Raw genomic sequence first — 14932 nt, 5'->3', positions numbered from 1 at the left:
ACAACGCCATGAACTGAATCTGACGCGCAGAAGGGCGCCGTCCCGAAGAACGACGCCCTCTAACTTTGTCTGTCATCGCAACCCCTGCACTACTCAGGTGTTGCATCGACCCCTAGAACCCAAGATTCGCGCCGCGGGCCCTGAAGAACTTGTGAACTTATACAGCTTTGGTTTCCCAGAAAATCGCTGCGATTTCGTCAATCTTTGCAAGGAGCTGGTCAGCAACTGCAACATCGACGGTGCCCTTGGTGCCACCGGCACCGGCAAGCTTGGTGGCCTGGTTGAACAGGTCATTGAGCTGGGGGTACTTCTCAAAATGAGGAGCCTTGAAGTAATCAGTCCAGAGCACCCAGAGGTGTTCCTTAACCATGGTTGAGCGGGTTTCCTTGATCGCAACAGCGCGTGCCTTGAAATCAGGGTCGTCTGAACCGTGGTACTTCTGCATGCAAGCCTTCACTGACTCTGCTTCAAGACGTGCCTGAGCTGGGTCGTAAATGCCGCAAGGCAAATCGCAGTGTGCATAAGCCACGAGACGTGGTGAGAACAAACGCATGTGATCCCTTTCGTTGGAGATTGGGCCAAGCCTAGCCCGTGGCTTTCCAGCCCTACGCAAGGATGCAGTCATGGCGCCGCTCACCACGATCCAGATCATTGGACCGTCGATGGAGCCGGCATTGCGTAACAACGAGGTTTGGCTAGCCAGGCAGGGAGCCAAGGCTCGCCCAGGGCAGGTCATCGTCTTTTATGAACCAGGTCGAACCGGGCTGCTCGCAGTGAAGCGGGTGTCCCATGCGGTTGCCGAGGGCTGGTGGGTCATTGCTGACAATCCAGAAGGGGCAATCGATAGTTCGCGGTACGGAGCGGTGCCCTTTGATGCGGTGGTGGCTCGTTTGGTGGTGCGGATTCGGCCACTGTTTCGAAGGTCATAGTCATAACGCACGTGTTGCCGGCGTGATCTAGATACGCTGACTCGATGTTCGCTGTTTACGCATCCGGCATCAATGCCGACGAGCCCCTGTCCGTTCTCTCCGTAGGGGAAATTGATCCGCTGCCAACGCCTGAAGATTGGGTAACGGTCAATGTGAAGGCCGTGAGCCTCAATCATCATGATCTCTGGGCGCTCAAAGGTCAGGCCCTCAGCGCAGATCAAGCCCCGATGATTTTGGGTACAGATGCAGCGGGCATTACAGAAGACGGCAGAGAAGTCATTGTGCACGGTGTGATTGGTGATCCGGCAAAGGGTCGAGGCGACGAAACTTTAGATCCCAAGCGTTCATTGCTCAGTGAGGTCTACTCAGGTGCGATGGCGACGCAGGTACGTGTGCCAGCTCGCAACCTGATCGATAAGCCAGCAGAACTTTCATTTGAACAAGCCGCATGTTTGCCAACTGCTTGGCTCACTGCTTACCGGATGCTGGTGACCAAGTCAGGGGCTCAGGCAGGTGACCTCGTGTTGGTTCAAGGTGCTGCAGGTGGCGTCGCCTCTGCGGCAATTGTGCTGGCAAAGGCTTTAGGTATGCGCGTATGGGCCACCTCGCGCGATGAAGCAAAGCGTGCTTGGGCACAAGAGCTTGGTGCTGAGCAGGTTTTCGAAACAGGCGCTCGTCTCCCTGAAAAAGTTGATGCAGTTATTGACTCTGTAGGTGAAGCAACGTGGTCGCATTCGCTGCGGGCACTGCGTCCGGGTGGCACTATCGTCACCTGTGGTGCCACATCAGGTGGTGGCGCCAATGCCGATCTCAATCGGGTGTTTTTCCTTCAACTTAAAGTTGAAGGATCGACGATGGGAACGGCAGAAGAACTTCGTGGGCTTGTAGCACTATTGATTCGCTCAGGTGCTCGCCCAGTAATTGATCGGGTACTCCCATTAGCAAGTGCCGCTGAAGCCTTCGCTGCAATGAATGGCGGAGAGTTGCGCGGCAAGATCGTGATGACGCTCTAGTTATTCATCTTCCTCGTCATCGAGGCGAGCTAGCCATGTGGCTAGCCGCTCGATGGGAGTTTCAAACTCTGGATTGAGATCGACGAATTCACGCATGCGCTCACCGAGCCACTCAATGCTTACCTGTTCCTCGCCACGGCGTCGCTCGAGTTCCTCAATGCCTCGGTCAGTGAAATACATGATCAGCTTCGTGGTGCAAAGGCCTGCTCGACCAATGCGTGCTGCTCTTCTTCGTGACGTGCATGCACACCTACTGCAGGTGATGACGAAGACGGACGCGTAACACCAGTGATCGGACGATTGAGAATCGCAGGCAAGTTCATCGCCATGAAACTCCACGCACCTTGGTTTGCTGGCTCTTCTTGAACCCAGCGAACTTCAGCATTGTCCATACCCTGCAAGGCTAAAGGCAATGTCTTATGTGGGATTGGATAAAGGCGTTCAACGCGAACAATCGCAACGTCGTTTGCCCCGGTCTTTTCGCGGTGAGCGAGGAGGTCGTAGTAAACCTTGCCGCTGCACAGCAACACTGTCTTCACGTTTGCTGGATTGACCGCTGGATCACCAATAACCGCACGGAAGGTTCCTGTAGTGAAGTCAGCCTTCTTAGAAGCCGCAGCCTTATTGCGCAATAGCGACTTCGGAGTGAAGATCACCAATGGGCGAGTGAGCTTGCCGTAAACCTTCCAGCGCAACAGGTGGAAGTACGAAGCAGGTGTTGATGGATAGGCAACAGTCATGTTGTCTTGAGCACAAAGTTGCAAGAAGCGTTCAATGCGAGCTGACGAGTGGTCAGGGCCTTGGCCTTCATAGCCATGAGGCAGCAGCAAGGTCACTGCTGATCGCTGACCCCACTTTTGCTCACCCGATGAAATGTATTCATCAATGATGGTCTGTGCTCCATTGGCAAAGTCACCAAATTGTGCTTCCCACATGACAAGAGCATCAGGGCGTGCAACCGAGTAGCCATATTCAAAGCCCATTGCTGCGTACTCACTCAAAAGTGAGTCATAGATTGAAAGCTTCGCGCCATCGCGGTAGCACTGCTTGAGCGGCTTGTATTGCCAGCCGGTGTTGCTATCAACGATGACACCATGGCGGTGGCCGAAGGTGCCTCGACGTGAGTCTTGACCGGCAAGGCGGATAGTGCGGCCTTCCAGGAGGAGTGAGCCGAACGCAAGCGCTTCACCCATGCCCCAATCAATTTCATCAGCGGCAACCATTTGTGCACGTCGCTCAAGTTGTGGCTGTAAGCGAGGGTGAACGGCAAAGCCTTCTGGCATATGCAACTGCGAAGCGATGATGGTGTCGATCTGCTCTTGCGTGATCGAAGTATCAACTTCGCAGGCAGGAGTTTGGCGAGTGAGTTCGCGACTTCCGCGTTCAATGATGTCTTGAGCAATATCGCTGAAGGCCTGCTCGGGGTCGATCTTGGTTTCTTGGAAGATGCGCTCGAGCTGACCTTGGAAGTGCTTCAAGGCTTCATCGGCTTCTTCCATAGTGATGTCACCGCGACCAATGAGCGCCTCTGTGTAGTGCTTACGCACTGAGCGCTTGTTGTCGATGATCTTGTACATGAGTGGTTGGGTGAGCGATGGATCGTCACCTTCATTGTGACCGCGGCGGCGGTAGCACACCATGTCGATCACGACGTCCTTGTGGAACTTCATGCGGAATGCGAAGGCAAGTTGCGCAACACGCACAACAGCCTCGGGGTCATCACCATTCACGTGGAAGATCGGTGCCTGAATCGTGCGGGCAACGTCAGTTGAATATGTTGACGAACGGCTGTAGCGCGGGCTTGTGGTGAAACCAACCTGGTTGTTCACGACGATGTGAATCGTTCCTTCAGTGCGGTAGCCCTGAATCTGTGACATTTGCAAGGTTTCAAGAACTACGCCTTGGCCAGCGAATGCAGCGTCACCGTGCATGAGGATCGGAAGCAAGCGATCGCGTTGATCCTTAGGCAGCAGGTCTTGCTTTGCGCGCACGATGCCTTCAAGGACAGGGTCGACAGCTTCCAGGTGTGACGGGTTGGCAGCGAGATACACGCCAGTGGTGGCACCATTTGGAGCAGTAAATGTTCCCGATGTTCCCAAGTGGTACTTCACGTCACCGGAGCCTTGAACCATTTCCGGGCCAAAGTCGCCTTCGAATTCACGGAAGACCTGTGCGTATGACTTACCCGCGATGTTGGTGAGCACATTCAAACGACCACGGTGTGGCATGCCGATTGCAACCTCTTGCAACTGTGCGTCTGCTGCATCAATCATGATCGCGTCAACCAGTGGAATAAGTGAATCGCCGCCTTCGAGACTGAATCGCTTTTGTCCGACGAACTTGGTTTGCAGGAATGATTCGAGTGCTTCGGCTTCGTTGAGTTTGCGAAGGATGCGTAATTGCTCTTCGCGTTCTGGTCGCACAAACGGGGCTTCTACCTGATCCTGAATCCACTTGCGTTGCTCTGGATCTTGGATGTGCATGTATTCAATGCCGATAGTGCGGCAATAAGAATCGCGCAATACCTTCAAGATGTCGCGGAACTTCATTAGCTGTTCGCCGCCGAACCCACCGGTAGGGAAGACGCGATCAAGATCCCACAAGGTGAGGCTATGCGCCATGGTGTCCAGGTCTGGGTGTGCTGGCTGATGTGCTTCAAGCGGATCAACTTCGGCGAGCAAGTGACCACTGACTCGGTAGGCGTTAATGATTTCCTGAACGCGTGTTGCCTTGCTGAGGTCCGTCTCATGGCTAGCGGAGATGTCCTTGGCCCAACGAATTGGCTCATAAGGAATGCGCAGTGAGCGGAAGATTTCGTCGTAGAAGCCATCCTTGCCAAGGAGCAATTGATGAATCCGGCGCAAGAATTCACCTGATTGCGCACCTTGAATGATGCGGTGGTCGTACGTGGATGTGAGAGTCAAGATGCGTGAAACAGCGTTACGAGCAATGGATTCTGCAGATGCGCCTTCCCATTCAGCTGGGTAATCCAAGGAACCCACACCGATGATGCACCCTTGACCTGTCATCAAGCGAGGAACCGACATGTTCGTGCCCAAGCCACCAGGGTTGGTGAGTGACATGGTGGTTCCAGCAAAATCATCGACCGTGAGCTTGTTATTGCGAGCCTTGCGAACGGTGTCTTCATAAGCGGCATGGAACTGAGCGAAGTCCATATCTTGTGCACCCTTGATGCTCGGTACCAAGAGTTGACGCGTGCCATCAGGCTTGCTCATGTCGATGGCCAGACCGAGATTGACTTGATCAGTAGCCACAAGCGCAGGCTTGCCATCAAGCTCGGTGTAGCGGCCATTCATTTCTGGAATCTCTGATGCGGCCTTAACAATGGCAAAGCCGATGAGGTGAGTAAAGGAGACCTTGCCGCCACGGGTGCGAGCTAAGTGGTTGTTGATGACCACACGGTTGTCTTCGAGGAGTCGAGCAGGCACTGCGCGAACGCTGGTTGCTGTTGGAACGGTGAGGCTGGCTTCCATGTTGGTCACAACGCGTGCTGCGGGACCCTTGAGAACAACAGCGCTGGCATCGGCTGCCTTTGGTGCAGCAGTAGGTGTGGCAGGAGCACTCGTTGGCACTACAGCGGTCGGTGATGCTGGGGCAGCGGGCGCAGCAACTGGGGCACTAGGAGTGGCGGTCACTGGACGGGCACCAGCTGCTGAAGGTGGCGTGTAATCGGCAAAGAACTCCCACCAATGTGGGTCTACTTTGTTCTTGTCCTGCTTATAGAGGTCGTAGAGCTCTTCAACGAGCCACTCATTAGCGCCGAATGGGTCCATGGATTCCGTGGCCACTGCCGATCCTCTCGCACACAGGAGTGCTATTTGCTCGCGATAAAAGCGCTTCTCGGATTCGAGTTGCGCAGAACCCCAAGATTAGCCCTTCCATTGCCCCGTGCCCAGAGAACGGCAAGGTGGTCCTCGTCTCAATCACGCTGGGTTTGGATCCTGCCATAACCCGATTTACAGTAAGAGCGTGCTTTCCCCACGTTTTCGTCGCATCAGCGTCGCCTTAGGTCTGTCCGGCGCCCTGATTGGAGTGACCTCGCCCGCGATGGCGGTCGCGCCGTACCCAGATCCGCCAAAAATTGCAGCGGTCACGCCATCGGGAAGTGGATCGCTTCAGATCTCTTACGTCTTGCCGGTGAATAACTTCAGTTACCCCGTGACAGATGTGCAGGTGACTTCTAATGCTGGTAACACTTGGTCGAGCTGCGGCACGGTTGATGGAGTGTGCAAGGTTGGCGGGCTCACCAATGGATTGCGCTACATCGTTGCGTTGCGTTCGGTGAACTCTGCAGGACCGAGTGAGCCCAGTGCCAAAGGTGCAGGTGTTCCGGTTGTTCCAACCGCAGAAGACGCAGACAAGTTAGCCAAGCTTCCGCGTTCGCGTGTCAATGTCACCGCACGTTTTGATGCTGCGAGCAATGATCTCGGTGTGGATGGGTCGGTAACCCGGGTAGGTATCGGCACCTTGCCGCAGTTGAGATTCACCCGCGATATTCCTAATAAAGCGGTTGTGGAACGTCACCTCACTGTGTCTGCAACCTCGGACTCGACTGGTGCAACGCAACTGGTTCCCGGTCGTTGGGCTTGGCAGGATGCGCGCACAATCATTTACCGGCCAACAGGTTTTTGGCCTGGCCACTCAACGATTACCATCACATCGTCATTGGACTCAGCCAATCTTGGTGTGAGTGGTGGTTCAACGTTGGTTGGTAGTTCAAACCTTGGTACGACCTACAGTTTCAAAACTGCCCGTTCGCTCGTGGGCCGGGTTGATGGCAGTGCGCACGTAATGAATGTCTATATCGATGGTCAAAAAGTGAAGTCTTTTAAAATTTCACTAGGCGGACCCGATTGGCGCACTCGTAATGGCGTCAAGGTCATTAGTACGAAAAAAGAGCCCCAAAAGACCTACACCAGTCAGGCTCTGGGTTTAACCGCTCCTGAGGATCAGTACAGCCTGGATGCCAAGTGGAACACTCGACTGACCCCATCAGGAGAGTTCATTCACTCGGCACCGTGGGCCGTAAGTCGATTGGGTAAATGGAACGGTTCGCACGGTTGCACCAACATGTTCGAAGACAACGCGAAGTGGATCTTTGATAACACCATTCCAGGCGACGTGTTCATCTACACGAATACCTTGGGTGAAACCGCAGCCCCCGGTAATGGCTCCGGCGGCCTGTGGAACATCCCATGGACAAGTTGGGTGCGTAAATCTGCCCTCGGCGGGCTGCCATTGCCAGTACCGGTACCAACGCAGGTACCCACTCCAGCGCCAAGCACCTCCAGCGTGCCTGCCCCGAGTTCACCAACTCCAGGACCATCAACGGTTACCACCTAGCCTGAACAACTGGCAGGATTGGCGCCATGAGTTTCATGAGCCGCGTTGTGGGTGCCTTGGGTCCAAATCGAAGTTTGGCAGAGCGCGTGGCGCTCTTTGCTGCTGCTGCAGCTGTTGGTCCATCGTTTGAGCCGGGTTTACAGCCACGCAAGACTATGGACCAAGCAATTGCTACGGGTGTTATTTCGGCTGCCACACTCTCGTTAGTAACAGCGACTCAGAGCAGCATTGATTCGCTCGGCAATGCAGTCATGAAGACTCGCGGTGTTGATCGCACCAACGCCACATCAGCGACAAAGTTGATGTTCAATGTTGGCACAAACCTTGCTGTCGCTGGAATAACAGAAGGCATCGCCCGTGCGCTCCCAGCGCACGAGGATGAGCAGTTGCGCCGCGGTTTAACGCGTGTGGCTGCTCAACGTTCTTCCAAAGTCGCACTTGCCGGAGCTGCGCTGAGCGGAATCATCGGAACCTTTGACCTGATTGGTCAGAAGGTTCCGGGGTTGCGTTGGACCTCATATGTCCCATTGGCATTACCGGCAGGCATCGCTGCTTCGGCATTTGAAATTCATCGCGTTCATCAAAATGCTGAGGAATATGGGGACACAACGATTGCCAAGGTTTCTACACGCAATTCGGTGGCCATCGCGATCGGTGTAGGTGCAGGAGTGTTGGCCTTGCAAGCAGGTGAACGCCTGTTGGCCTCAAAGGTTTCAAAGTCGCTGCTTCGAGTTGCGCCAGATTACGATGAAGTCGCAAACCCCATTGGCCACATTGTCGCGCTTGGAATACTTGGCGGTGCGCTCACTGCGGGATATGAATATGCAACCCGTCGGGTAGAACAGGGCGGAGCAGCCATTGAGCCGGCTTACGAAACCCCACCAACGAGTCCCTTCGTTTCAGGAAGTCCAGTAAGTTTGGTGACTTTCGACAGTCTTTCTCGCGAAGGTCGACGATTCACCAACATGGTGTTGACGCGTGATGAAATCGAAGATGTGATGGGTACTCCTGCCACACATGACCCAATCCGCTTATTTGTTGGTTTGGATACGTCAAGCGTTCTGGAAGAGCGAGTAGAGCTGCTCATTGATGAGCTGGTTCGCACCAATGCCTTTGATCGTGAGGTTTTGTGTTTTGCGTCGCCAACTGGCTCCGGATACATCAATTATGTCTTGGCTGAAGCTCTTGAATATTTAACACTTGGCAACAGTGCGATTGCGACGATTCAATATTCGTTATTGCCATCACCGATGTCGCTAAATCGCACCGGCCTGGCAGTTGAACAAAACCGTGCGGTGATGTACGCGATCTCCGGCTATATGCGTGGTTTGCCACCTGAGAAGCGACCAAAGTTTGTGCTGTTTGGCGAGAGCCTAGGCGCGTTGACGATGCAAGATATTTGGCAACATCGCACTGTTGAAGCGATGGAGCGAGATTTCGTGCACTCTGGAATCTTCTTGGGTACCCCCTCTGCAACTGAATTCGCAAAAGCTTGGCGCCTAGATAAGGAAAAGATTGATCCTGAAGGTGTGATGATCGAACTCGATAACTACGGCGAGTACCTCAATCTTCCCGATGAACAGCGCGAGAAAATTCGATTTACCTTATTGAGCCATTACAACGATCCCATTCCAAAATTCGGAACAAATTTGTTGTTGCGTCAACCTTGGTGGCTTGGCCCAGTTGATGAGCGTCCCGAAGGAGTGCCAAGGTCTTCTCGATGGCGTCCAGGAACCTCGTTTGTGCTGACGGGCGTAGACATGATTAATGCAATGGAAGTGATTCCTGGCATCTTCGGACGCCGTGGTCACGATTACCGTGAAGACATTGCTCGCTTTGTCACTTCAACGTATGACCTTCCTGCAACTGCAACCCAATTGCTGAGAATGGAAGAAGCGTTGCGCGCCCGTGAATTGCAATGGGCCCAGCGTCGCGTGGTCACAGAGCAAGTAGCGCGTGCCAAAGAAGCACTCAAGCGTGAAATGAAGTCTTGGAATGTCAGAGGCAGTGCCGAAGAGGTCAATGGTGATCTCTGGAAGGAACTCGTAGCATCCGCGCAGGCTGAAATTCTTGCTGAAGATAAGGCAAGCGCTCACTAATCACCAACGAATGTTCTTGGCATCTTCCAAAATTGCTTTGACGTACTTTTGTGTTTCAGGGAATGGTGGTACGCCATCGTATTTGCGCACGGCACCATGCCCGGCGTTGTAGGCGGCCAGGGTGTTCTTTAGTCGATTGCCACTCACGTTCTTCACGAGTTTGCGATTGATGCAGTTGAAGTCTGCGGCAGAAGGGATGGCGTCTTGTGGATCCCATACATTTGCAGCGCCATCACCGTTGGCATCGATGCCAACCTGATCCCATACTTCAGGCATAAATTGAGCGATGCCTTGTGCACCGGCAGAACTTGTTGCCTTGGGGTTCCATCGACTTTCCTTTGCCAATTGAGCAGCAAAAATTTCCGCTGAGATAGCGGGGCAGCGTTGCGCTGAACTCATGACCAAGGCTCGGTATTCGGAAGGCACCTGAACAGGGCCGATAAGTCCGTAGTGCTTTGCTGTGTTCAATGCCCAGTTGCCTGAAACGATAAGGCCAGCGATAACAACTCCTATGACCACGATGGATCGAAGTCGATGTTTGGGACGCATGGAACCACGGTAACCCGAAACGAGCGAGAACCGCGTACGGTGTGAGCGTGGCTGACAAAAGCGATACCCAGGTCCCGGACCTTTCGCGCCCCCAGGTTGAATCGCTGTTCGAGCAAAAACTTGCCGAAGCTTTTGCTGCGTTGGGGATGTTCAACCTGCTGGTGGTGGGTAAGACCGGCGTAGGTAAATCAACGTTGGTGAACGCGATGTTTGGTAGCGATGTGGCCAAGACAGGGATTGGCGAGCCTGTCACTCGAGGACTCACGCATTACGCACTGCCTGATAGTTTTCTTGGGTTGTATGACGCTGAAGGTTTTGAAACCGGTATGGCAGGGGATGCGATCCTGTCAGGACTTCACGCACTCGTTGATCAGTACTCGCACAAGCCTTCTCAGGAGCAGTTGCATGCTGCTTGGTATCTCGTGCGATGGTCAGACCGCCGTTTCGAGCAGGCTCAAGTTGATTTTGTCAGCAAGCTCGTGAATTTGGGCTTACCGGTCATCGTCGTGTTGACCCAAGTGCCGACGAATCACGCAAACATTCACCCAGAAGCCCTGGAGTTTGCCTCCTACATCAATGCACTCTCCTTGCCTATTTCAGGCCCTGTTGTGCTCACCAATGCGTTAGCTGATGCATTTACGCATGTGCCAGTATTTGGTTTGCAGGATCTCCTTGATGCCACATATGCCGTAGTTCCAGAGGTTGCTGAAAAAGCCTTGACCGCCGCTCAAGTTGTTGACATCGGGCGCAAAAAAAAAGCCGTAGCCGCGATCATTAATCAGGCATGCACGATCGCGGCTGGCATTGGTGCCACACCGATTCCGTTTGCCGATGCAGCGTTACTTATTCCAAATCAGATAACCATGATTGCTCGCATCACGGCCGCCTACGGATTGCCGCCAAGTAAGTCGCGCGCGATGTCGATGGCAGGTTCGGTTGTGCTCACTGGCGGAGCAACACTTGCTGGTCGGTATGCGGTGACAAGTTTGTTGAAGTTTATTCCGGGTGGAGCAGTTGCAGGTTCTGCAATTTCAGCCACAGTCGCAGCAAGTATGACCAAAGCAGTTGGTGCTGCGTGGTCGCAAGTGTGTGAGCTTGCTCTTGGCCTTGATGATGCCCAGCGTGATCGATTTTGGGCCAGTGGTCAGGTGGCTGAACAATTTCTTGTTTTCTTTAAGCAGAATCCGGGCACGGGGGCATCACTTCTCAAGCGGGTCACTAAGCGTGCATAGTTTGAGACACGACATTTTTCGTTAAGAGGAGATCCTGTGCGGGCGCCGGAAGAGATGTACACCGTTCATCAAATGCCTACATTTGATGATGCGCCAGTATTGATTCATGCCTTCACCGGATATGTCGATGCAGGTGGCGCAGTGCGCATGATGATCGATCACATTCTCGAAACTTACGAGCATCACTTGATTGCGACGTTCGATGTTGATGAAGTGATGGACTTCCGTGCCCGCAGACCAATTCTTTCCTATTCTGTTGATCACTTCACTGGTGTCGATATTCCAGCGATTCAATTACATGAGGTTATCGATGACGAAGGAACTCGATTCTTGTTGTTAGCGGGGCCAGAGCCCGATTACCAGTGGATGAGATTCATCAAAGCGGTGACGCATCTTGGCAAGACAATGAACATCCGCCTTGCAGTTGCAACCTCGGGTATCCCTTGGCCTGCCCCTCACACACGCACCATCGGCATTACCGTTCATGGTTCAGACCCTGCACTCGTACAAGGCTTTCGTTCGCAGGTGGGCGACGTCGAGGTTCCTGGTCATATGGGTGCCATGTTGGAATTCCATCTTGCCCAAGCGGGTTTTGACTCAATGGGCATCACCGCACAGGTTCCGCATTATTTGGCCCAATTTCAATACCCGCAAAGCGCTCAGACATTGTTGAATAGCTTGAGCATGATTACAGGTCTGGCATTGGCAGCCGATGGTTTGGATGAACTTGCCGAAAAAGCAACGTCAGAAATCGAAGAGCAACTTGAAGGTAACGATGAATTCACAACAGTCGTCGCTGCCTTGGAACATCAATACGATCAAGTTCACAGTACCGACAATGGAGCTGTATTTACAGAGCCTGAGAATGTCCCAACAGGCGATGAACTAGCGGCCCAGTTCGAATCGTTCTTGCGTGACCTTGATGCCGAAGATGGCTCAGCACAAGGTTAAACAACGCAGCGTTTGCCAGTTGCGGGCATTGTTCCTCGAAGTAGGTACTCGTTTACCGCGGAATCTATGCAGCGCGAACCTGTGCCAAAGGCTGTGTGGCCATTTCCTTCATATGTCAACAACATGCTGGTAGGGAGTTGCTGTGAAAGCGCCTGAGACCAGGCGTATGGGGTAGCTGGATCAAAGCGTGTGCCAATAATCAGAATTGGGGCACTCGTAGTGCTAGTCGCCGCTGCGGGGAGCACGGGGTTGTGTGCAAACCAGGACGAGCATGGAGCGTTACCCCATGACATCGATTGGCTCATCTCGGGGATTGCCGCCCCACGTGCCCATTGCTTGGCAGCCTTAGCTAATCCGGCAGCACCTGGCGCTGCAGGTAGATCCCAACAATCAATTGCGTAATACGCCGAATGAATATTTGAACCGAAGGTCGTTGGGCCCGTCTGGTCAGAGCCCATCCAAGCGAGTTCAAGAAGCCCAGTTCCGTTTCCAGTTGAGGCTTGCACCAAAGCGTCGTTGAGCAATGGCCACATGTCGGTGGAATACATCGCCGTAAAAATTGCGCCCGTTCCAAGGGATTGTGTGAGTGCGGCGCCGTAGTCGGTACGCATCGGATGAGAATCAATTCGGGACAACAATGCATTGACCTTGGAGTTAATCAACCTTCGTGAAGATCCCAAAGAACAGGGTGCGTGATCAAGGCAGTCTTGAGCAAAGTTTTGGAAAGCCCGTTGGAACCCTTTGGCTTGACCCAATGAGAGTTTCATTGAATCCAATGAAGGATCCACCGCGCCATCGAGCACGAAGCGACCGACGCGATGTGGATACGCCTGAATATATGAAGTACCCAGCGAAGTGCCGTAGGAGAAGCCGAGCCAATTCAGCTTCTCTTCGCCAAGCGCTGAGCGCAGCAATTCCAAGTCTTGCGTAGCAGAGGGTGTGCCCACGTGTGGGGCAATGCGGGGAGTGAACTGCAAGCAGCCGGCACTAATGCTGGATGCCGCTTTCATCATGGATGCCACCTCAACGCGAGTGTCAGGTGTTGAATCCATCGAAAGCCAAGTTGCCGTTTGCTTAGCGGTCATGCACGTGACGGGGGCTGACTTGCCTACCCCTCGAGGATCGAATCCGATGATGTCGAATTCCTTAACCAAGGCGGGAGAAATATCTCGCGCAACGTACTTTGCGAAATCCAGGCCGGGCGAGCCAGGCCCGCCAGGGTTCACGATGAGGGAGCCTTGGAAATTGGTGCCGGTGTGTTTGGTGCGACTGAGTGCGATGGAGATATCACCCAAGCTGACATTTGCGTAGTCAAGTGGCGCACGCAAGGTGGCGCATTCGCCGAGATTGCACGGCAGCCAAGTCAGTTGCTGATTCAGATACGAATCAAGTGGACTTGCATGCGCAGTGCCAAACAGCACAGACGAACTGGCAACGAGTGCCAATGCGCTGACAAATGCGAGTCGCTTCACATGATCACGGTACGTCATGTTGGCCGAGGCGTGAACGAGCACTCGCATTTGCTTAGATGGCTCAATGACTGAGCCCACCTTTGAGGTGCATGCCGCCCTAGCAAACCATGCTTCGACAGACATGCTCGGACGCACGGGCACGATCACCACGCCGCATGGTCAGATTCAGACACCCGCATTCATTCCTGTGGGCACGTTGGCCACGGTCAAGGCCGTATTGCCTGAATCGATGACCCAGCTCAGTGCGCAGGCGCTTCTTGCCAATGCGTATCACTTGTATTTGCAGCCAGGTCCCGATGTGGTGGATGAGGCCGGCGGGCTCGGTGCGTTTATGAATTGGTCCGGCCCAACATTTACCGACAGCGGTGGCTTTCAGGTCCTTAGTCTCGGGGTGGGCTTTAAAAAAATCTTGGCGATGGATGCAAAAACTGTTCGTTCTGACGAAGTGATTGCGCCTGGAAAAGATCGTATGGCGCACGTTGACGATGATGGGGTGACCTTCAAATCTCATATTGATGGAACGTTGCATCGATTTACCCCTGAAGTTGCCATGCAGGTACAGCACCAGTTAGGTGCTGACATCATTTTTGCATTCGATGAATGCACCACATTGATGAATACGCGTGATTATCAAGAGCGTTCGCTGGAACGAACCTTTGAATGGGCCAAGCGGTGTGTTGCAGAACATCAACGGCTCACTGTTGAACGATCACATCGTCCGTATCAAGAACTTTGGGGTGTGGTGCAAGGAGCTCAGTACGAAGACCTGCGTCGAAAAGCTGCACAACAAATGGCCAGTTTGGAATTCGATGGTTTTGGCATAGGTGGCGCACTTGAAAAAGACCAGCTCGGCACAATCGTGGGGTGGGTCTGTGAGGAACTGCCGGTTAATAAACCTCGCCACCTGTTAGGCATCGGTGATCCCGTTGATTTCTTCAATGCGGTCGAAGCGGGGGCGGATACTTTTGACTGTGTTGCCCCTTCCCGCATGGCACGTAACGGAACTGTTTTGCACCCTGACGGACGATTCCACATCACCAATGCGCCATATAAAAGAGATTTCCGACCAATTGATGATGAATGCGATTGCTACACCTGTGCGCATTACACCCGCGCCTACATCCATCACCTGTTCAAAGCACATGAACGTCTTTCTGCGACGTTGACCACAATCCATAATGAGCGATTCATTGTTCGCTTGGTGGATCAGATTCGTGCGAGCATTCCTGCCGGTACCTTCTTCGAATTCAAGGAAGAATTCCTAGGGCGATTCCATTCGAATAAGAATCGCAACACAAGTCACGACTCGGAATAGCCCCCTGC

At 53.5% G+C, this 14932-nt stretch carries 12 protein-coding genes; 7 read left to right on the top strand and 5 right to left on the bottom strand.

The features are described from left to right. Positions 1–157: 157 nt before the first annotated feature. A complete protein-coding gene (gene sodN / locus PHN51_10845; protein MDD2819273.1) occupies positions 158–553 on the bottom strand; it encodes a superoxide dismutase, Ni in 396 nt (131 codons plus the stop codon). A 70-nt stretch (positions 554–623) separates the two neighbouring features. Here sodN and PHN51_10840 point away from each other — a divergent pair, with 70 nt between their 5' ends. Both PHN51_10840 and PHN51_10835 read left to right on the top strand, forming a co-directional pair. Further along, on the top strand, positions 624–929 hold the full coding sequence (locus PHN51_10840; GenBank protein MDD2819272.1) for a S26 family signal peptidase: 306 nt from the start codon (positions 624–626) through the stop codon (positions 927–929). Positions 930–973: 44 nt separating this feature from the next. Continuing rightward, positions 974–1942, top strand: a complete 969-nt coding sequence (locus PHN51_10835; GenBank protein ID MDD2819271.1) for a zinc-binding dehydrogenase — start codon at positions 974–976, stop codon at positions 1940–1942. Here PHN51_10835 and PHN51_10830 read toward each other — a convergent pair whose 3' ends face one another. After that, positions 1943–2122 (bottom strand): DUF6104 family protein, encoded by a 180-nt coding sequence (locus PHN51_10830; protein MDD2819270.1) that lies wholly within the window; start codon positions 2120–2122, stop codon positions 1943–1945. A gap of 2 nt (positions 2123–2124) precedes the next feature. Next, positions 2125–5751, bottom strand: coding sequence for a multifunctional oxoglutarate decarboxylase/oxoglutarate dehydrogenase thiamine pyrophosphate-binding subunit/dihydrolipoyllysine-residue succinyltransferase subunit (locus tag PHN51_10825; protein ID MDD2819269.1), 3627 nt, complete (start codon positions 5749–5751; stop codon positions 2125–2127). A 181-nt stretch (positions 5752–5932) separates the two neighbouring features. On the opposite strand from PHN51_10825, the gene PHN51_10820 reads away from it, so the two are divergent. Next, on the top strand, positions 5933–7306 hold the full coding sequence (locus PHN51_10820) for a L,D-transpeptidase family protein (protein ID MDD2819268.1): 1374 nt from the start codon (positions 5933–5935) through the stop codon (positions 7304–7306). Positions 7307–7332: 26 nt separating this feature from the next. Then, complete coding sequence (locus PHN51_10815) at positions 7333–9405, top strand: alpha/beta-hydrolase family protein (GenBank protein MDD2819267.1); 2073 nt, start codon at positions 7333–7335, stop codon at positions 9403–9405. On the opposite strand, the gene PHN51_10810 is transcribed toward PHN51_10815, so the two are convergent. Further along, positions 9406–9954: a lytic transglycosylase domain-containing protein gene (locus PHN51_10810; protein ID MDD2819266.1), complete on the bottom strand. Its 549-nt coding sequence runs from the start codon at positions 9952–9954 to the stop codon at positions 9406–9408. It abuts the gene before it with no gap. Between the two features lie 47 nt (positions 9955–10001). Here PHN51_10810 and PHN51_10805 point away from each other — a divergent pair, with 47 nt between their 5' ends. Together PHN51_10805 and PHN51_10800 are read left to right on the top strand one after the other, a co-directional pair. Beyond that, positions 10002–11186: a DUF697 domain-containing protein gene (locus tag PHN51_10805; protein ID MDD2819265.1), complete on the top strand. Its 1185-nt coding sequence runs from the start codon at positions 10002–10004 to the stop codon at positions 11184–11186. A 36-nt stretch (positions 11187–11222) separates the two neighbouring features. Continuing rightward, positions 11223–12137: a PAC2 family protein gene (locus tag PHN51_10800; protein ID MDD2819264.1), complete on the top strand. Its 915-nt coding sequence runs from the start codon at positions 11223–11225 to the stop codon at positions 12135–12137. On the opposite strand, the gene PHN51_10795 is transcribed toward PHN51_10800, so the two are convergent. Continuing rightward, positions 12134–13609 (bottom strand): alpha/beta hydrolase, encoded by a 1476-nt coding sequence (locus PHN51_10795; protein MDD2819263.1) that lies wholly within the window; start codon positions 13607–13609, stop codon positions 12134–12136. The genes PHN51_10800 and PHN51_10795 overlap by 4 nt on opposite strands. 64 nt (positions 13610–13673) lie before the next feature. Here PHN51_10795 and tgt point away from each other — a divergent pair, with 64 nt between their 5' ends. Continuing rightward, a complete protein-coding gene (gene tgt / locus PHN51_10790; GenBank protein ID MDD2819262.1) occupies positions 13674–14924 on the top strand; it encodes a tRNA guanosine(34) transglycosylase Tgt in 1251 nt (416 codons plus the stop codon). The last annotated feature ends 8 nt before the right edge of the window (positions 14925–14932 follow it).

It is taken from the genome of Candidatus Nanopelagicales bacterium, assembly GCA_028687755.1.
Taxonomy (GTDB): domain Bacteria; phylum Actinomycetota; class Actinomycetes; order S36-B12; family S36-B12; genus UBA11398.
Note: the sequence above shows the minus strand (reverse complement) of the source record. Positions and strands in the feature narration are given on the sequence as shown.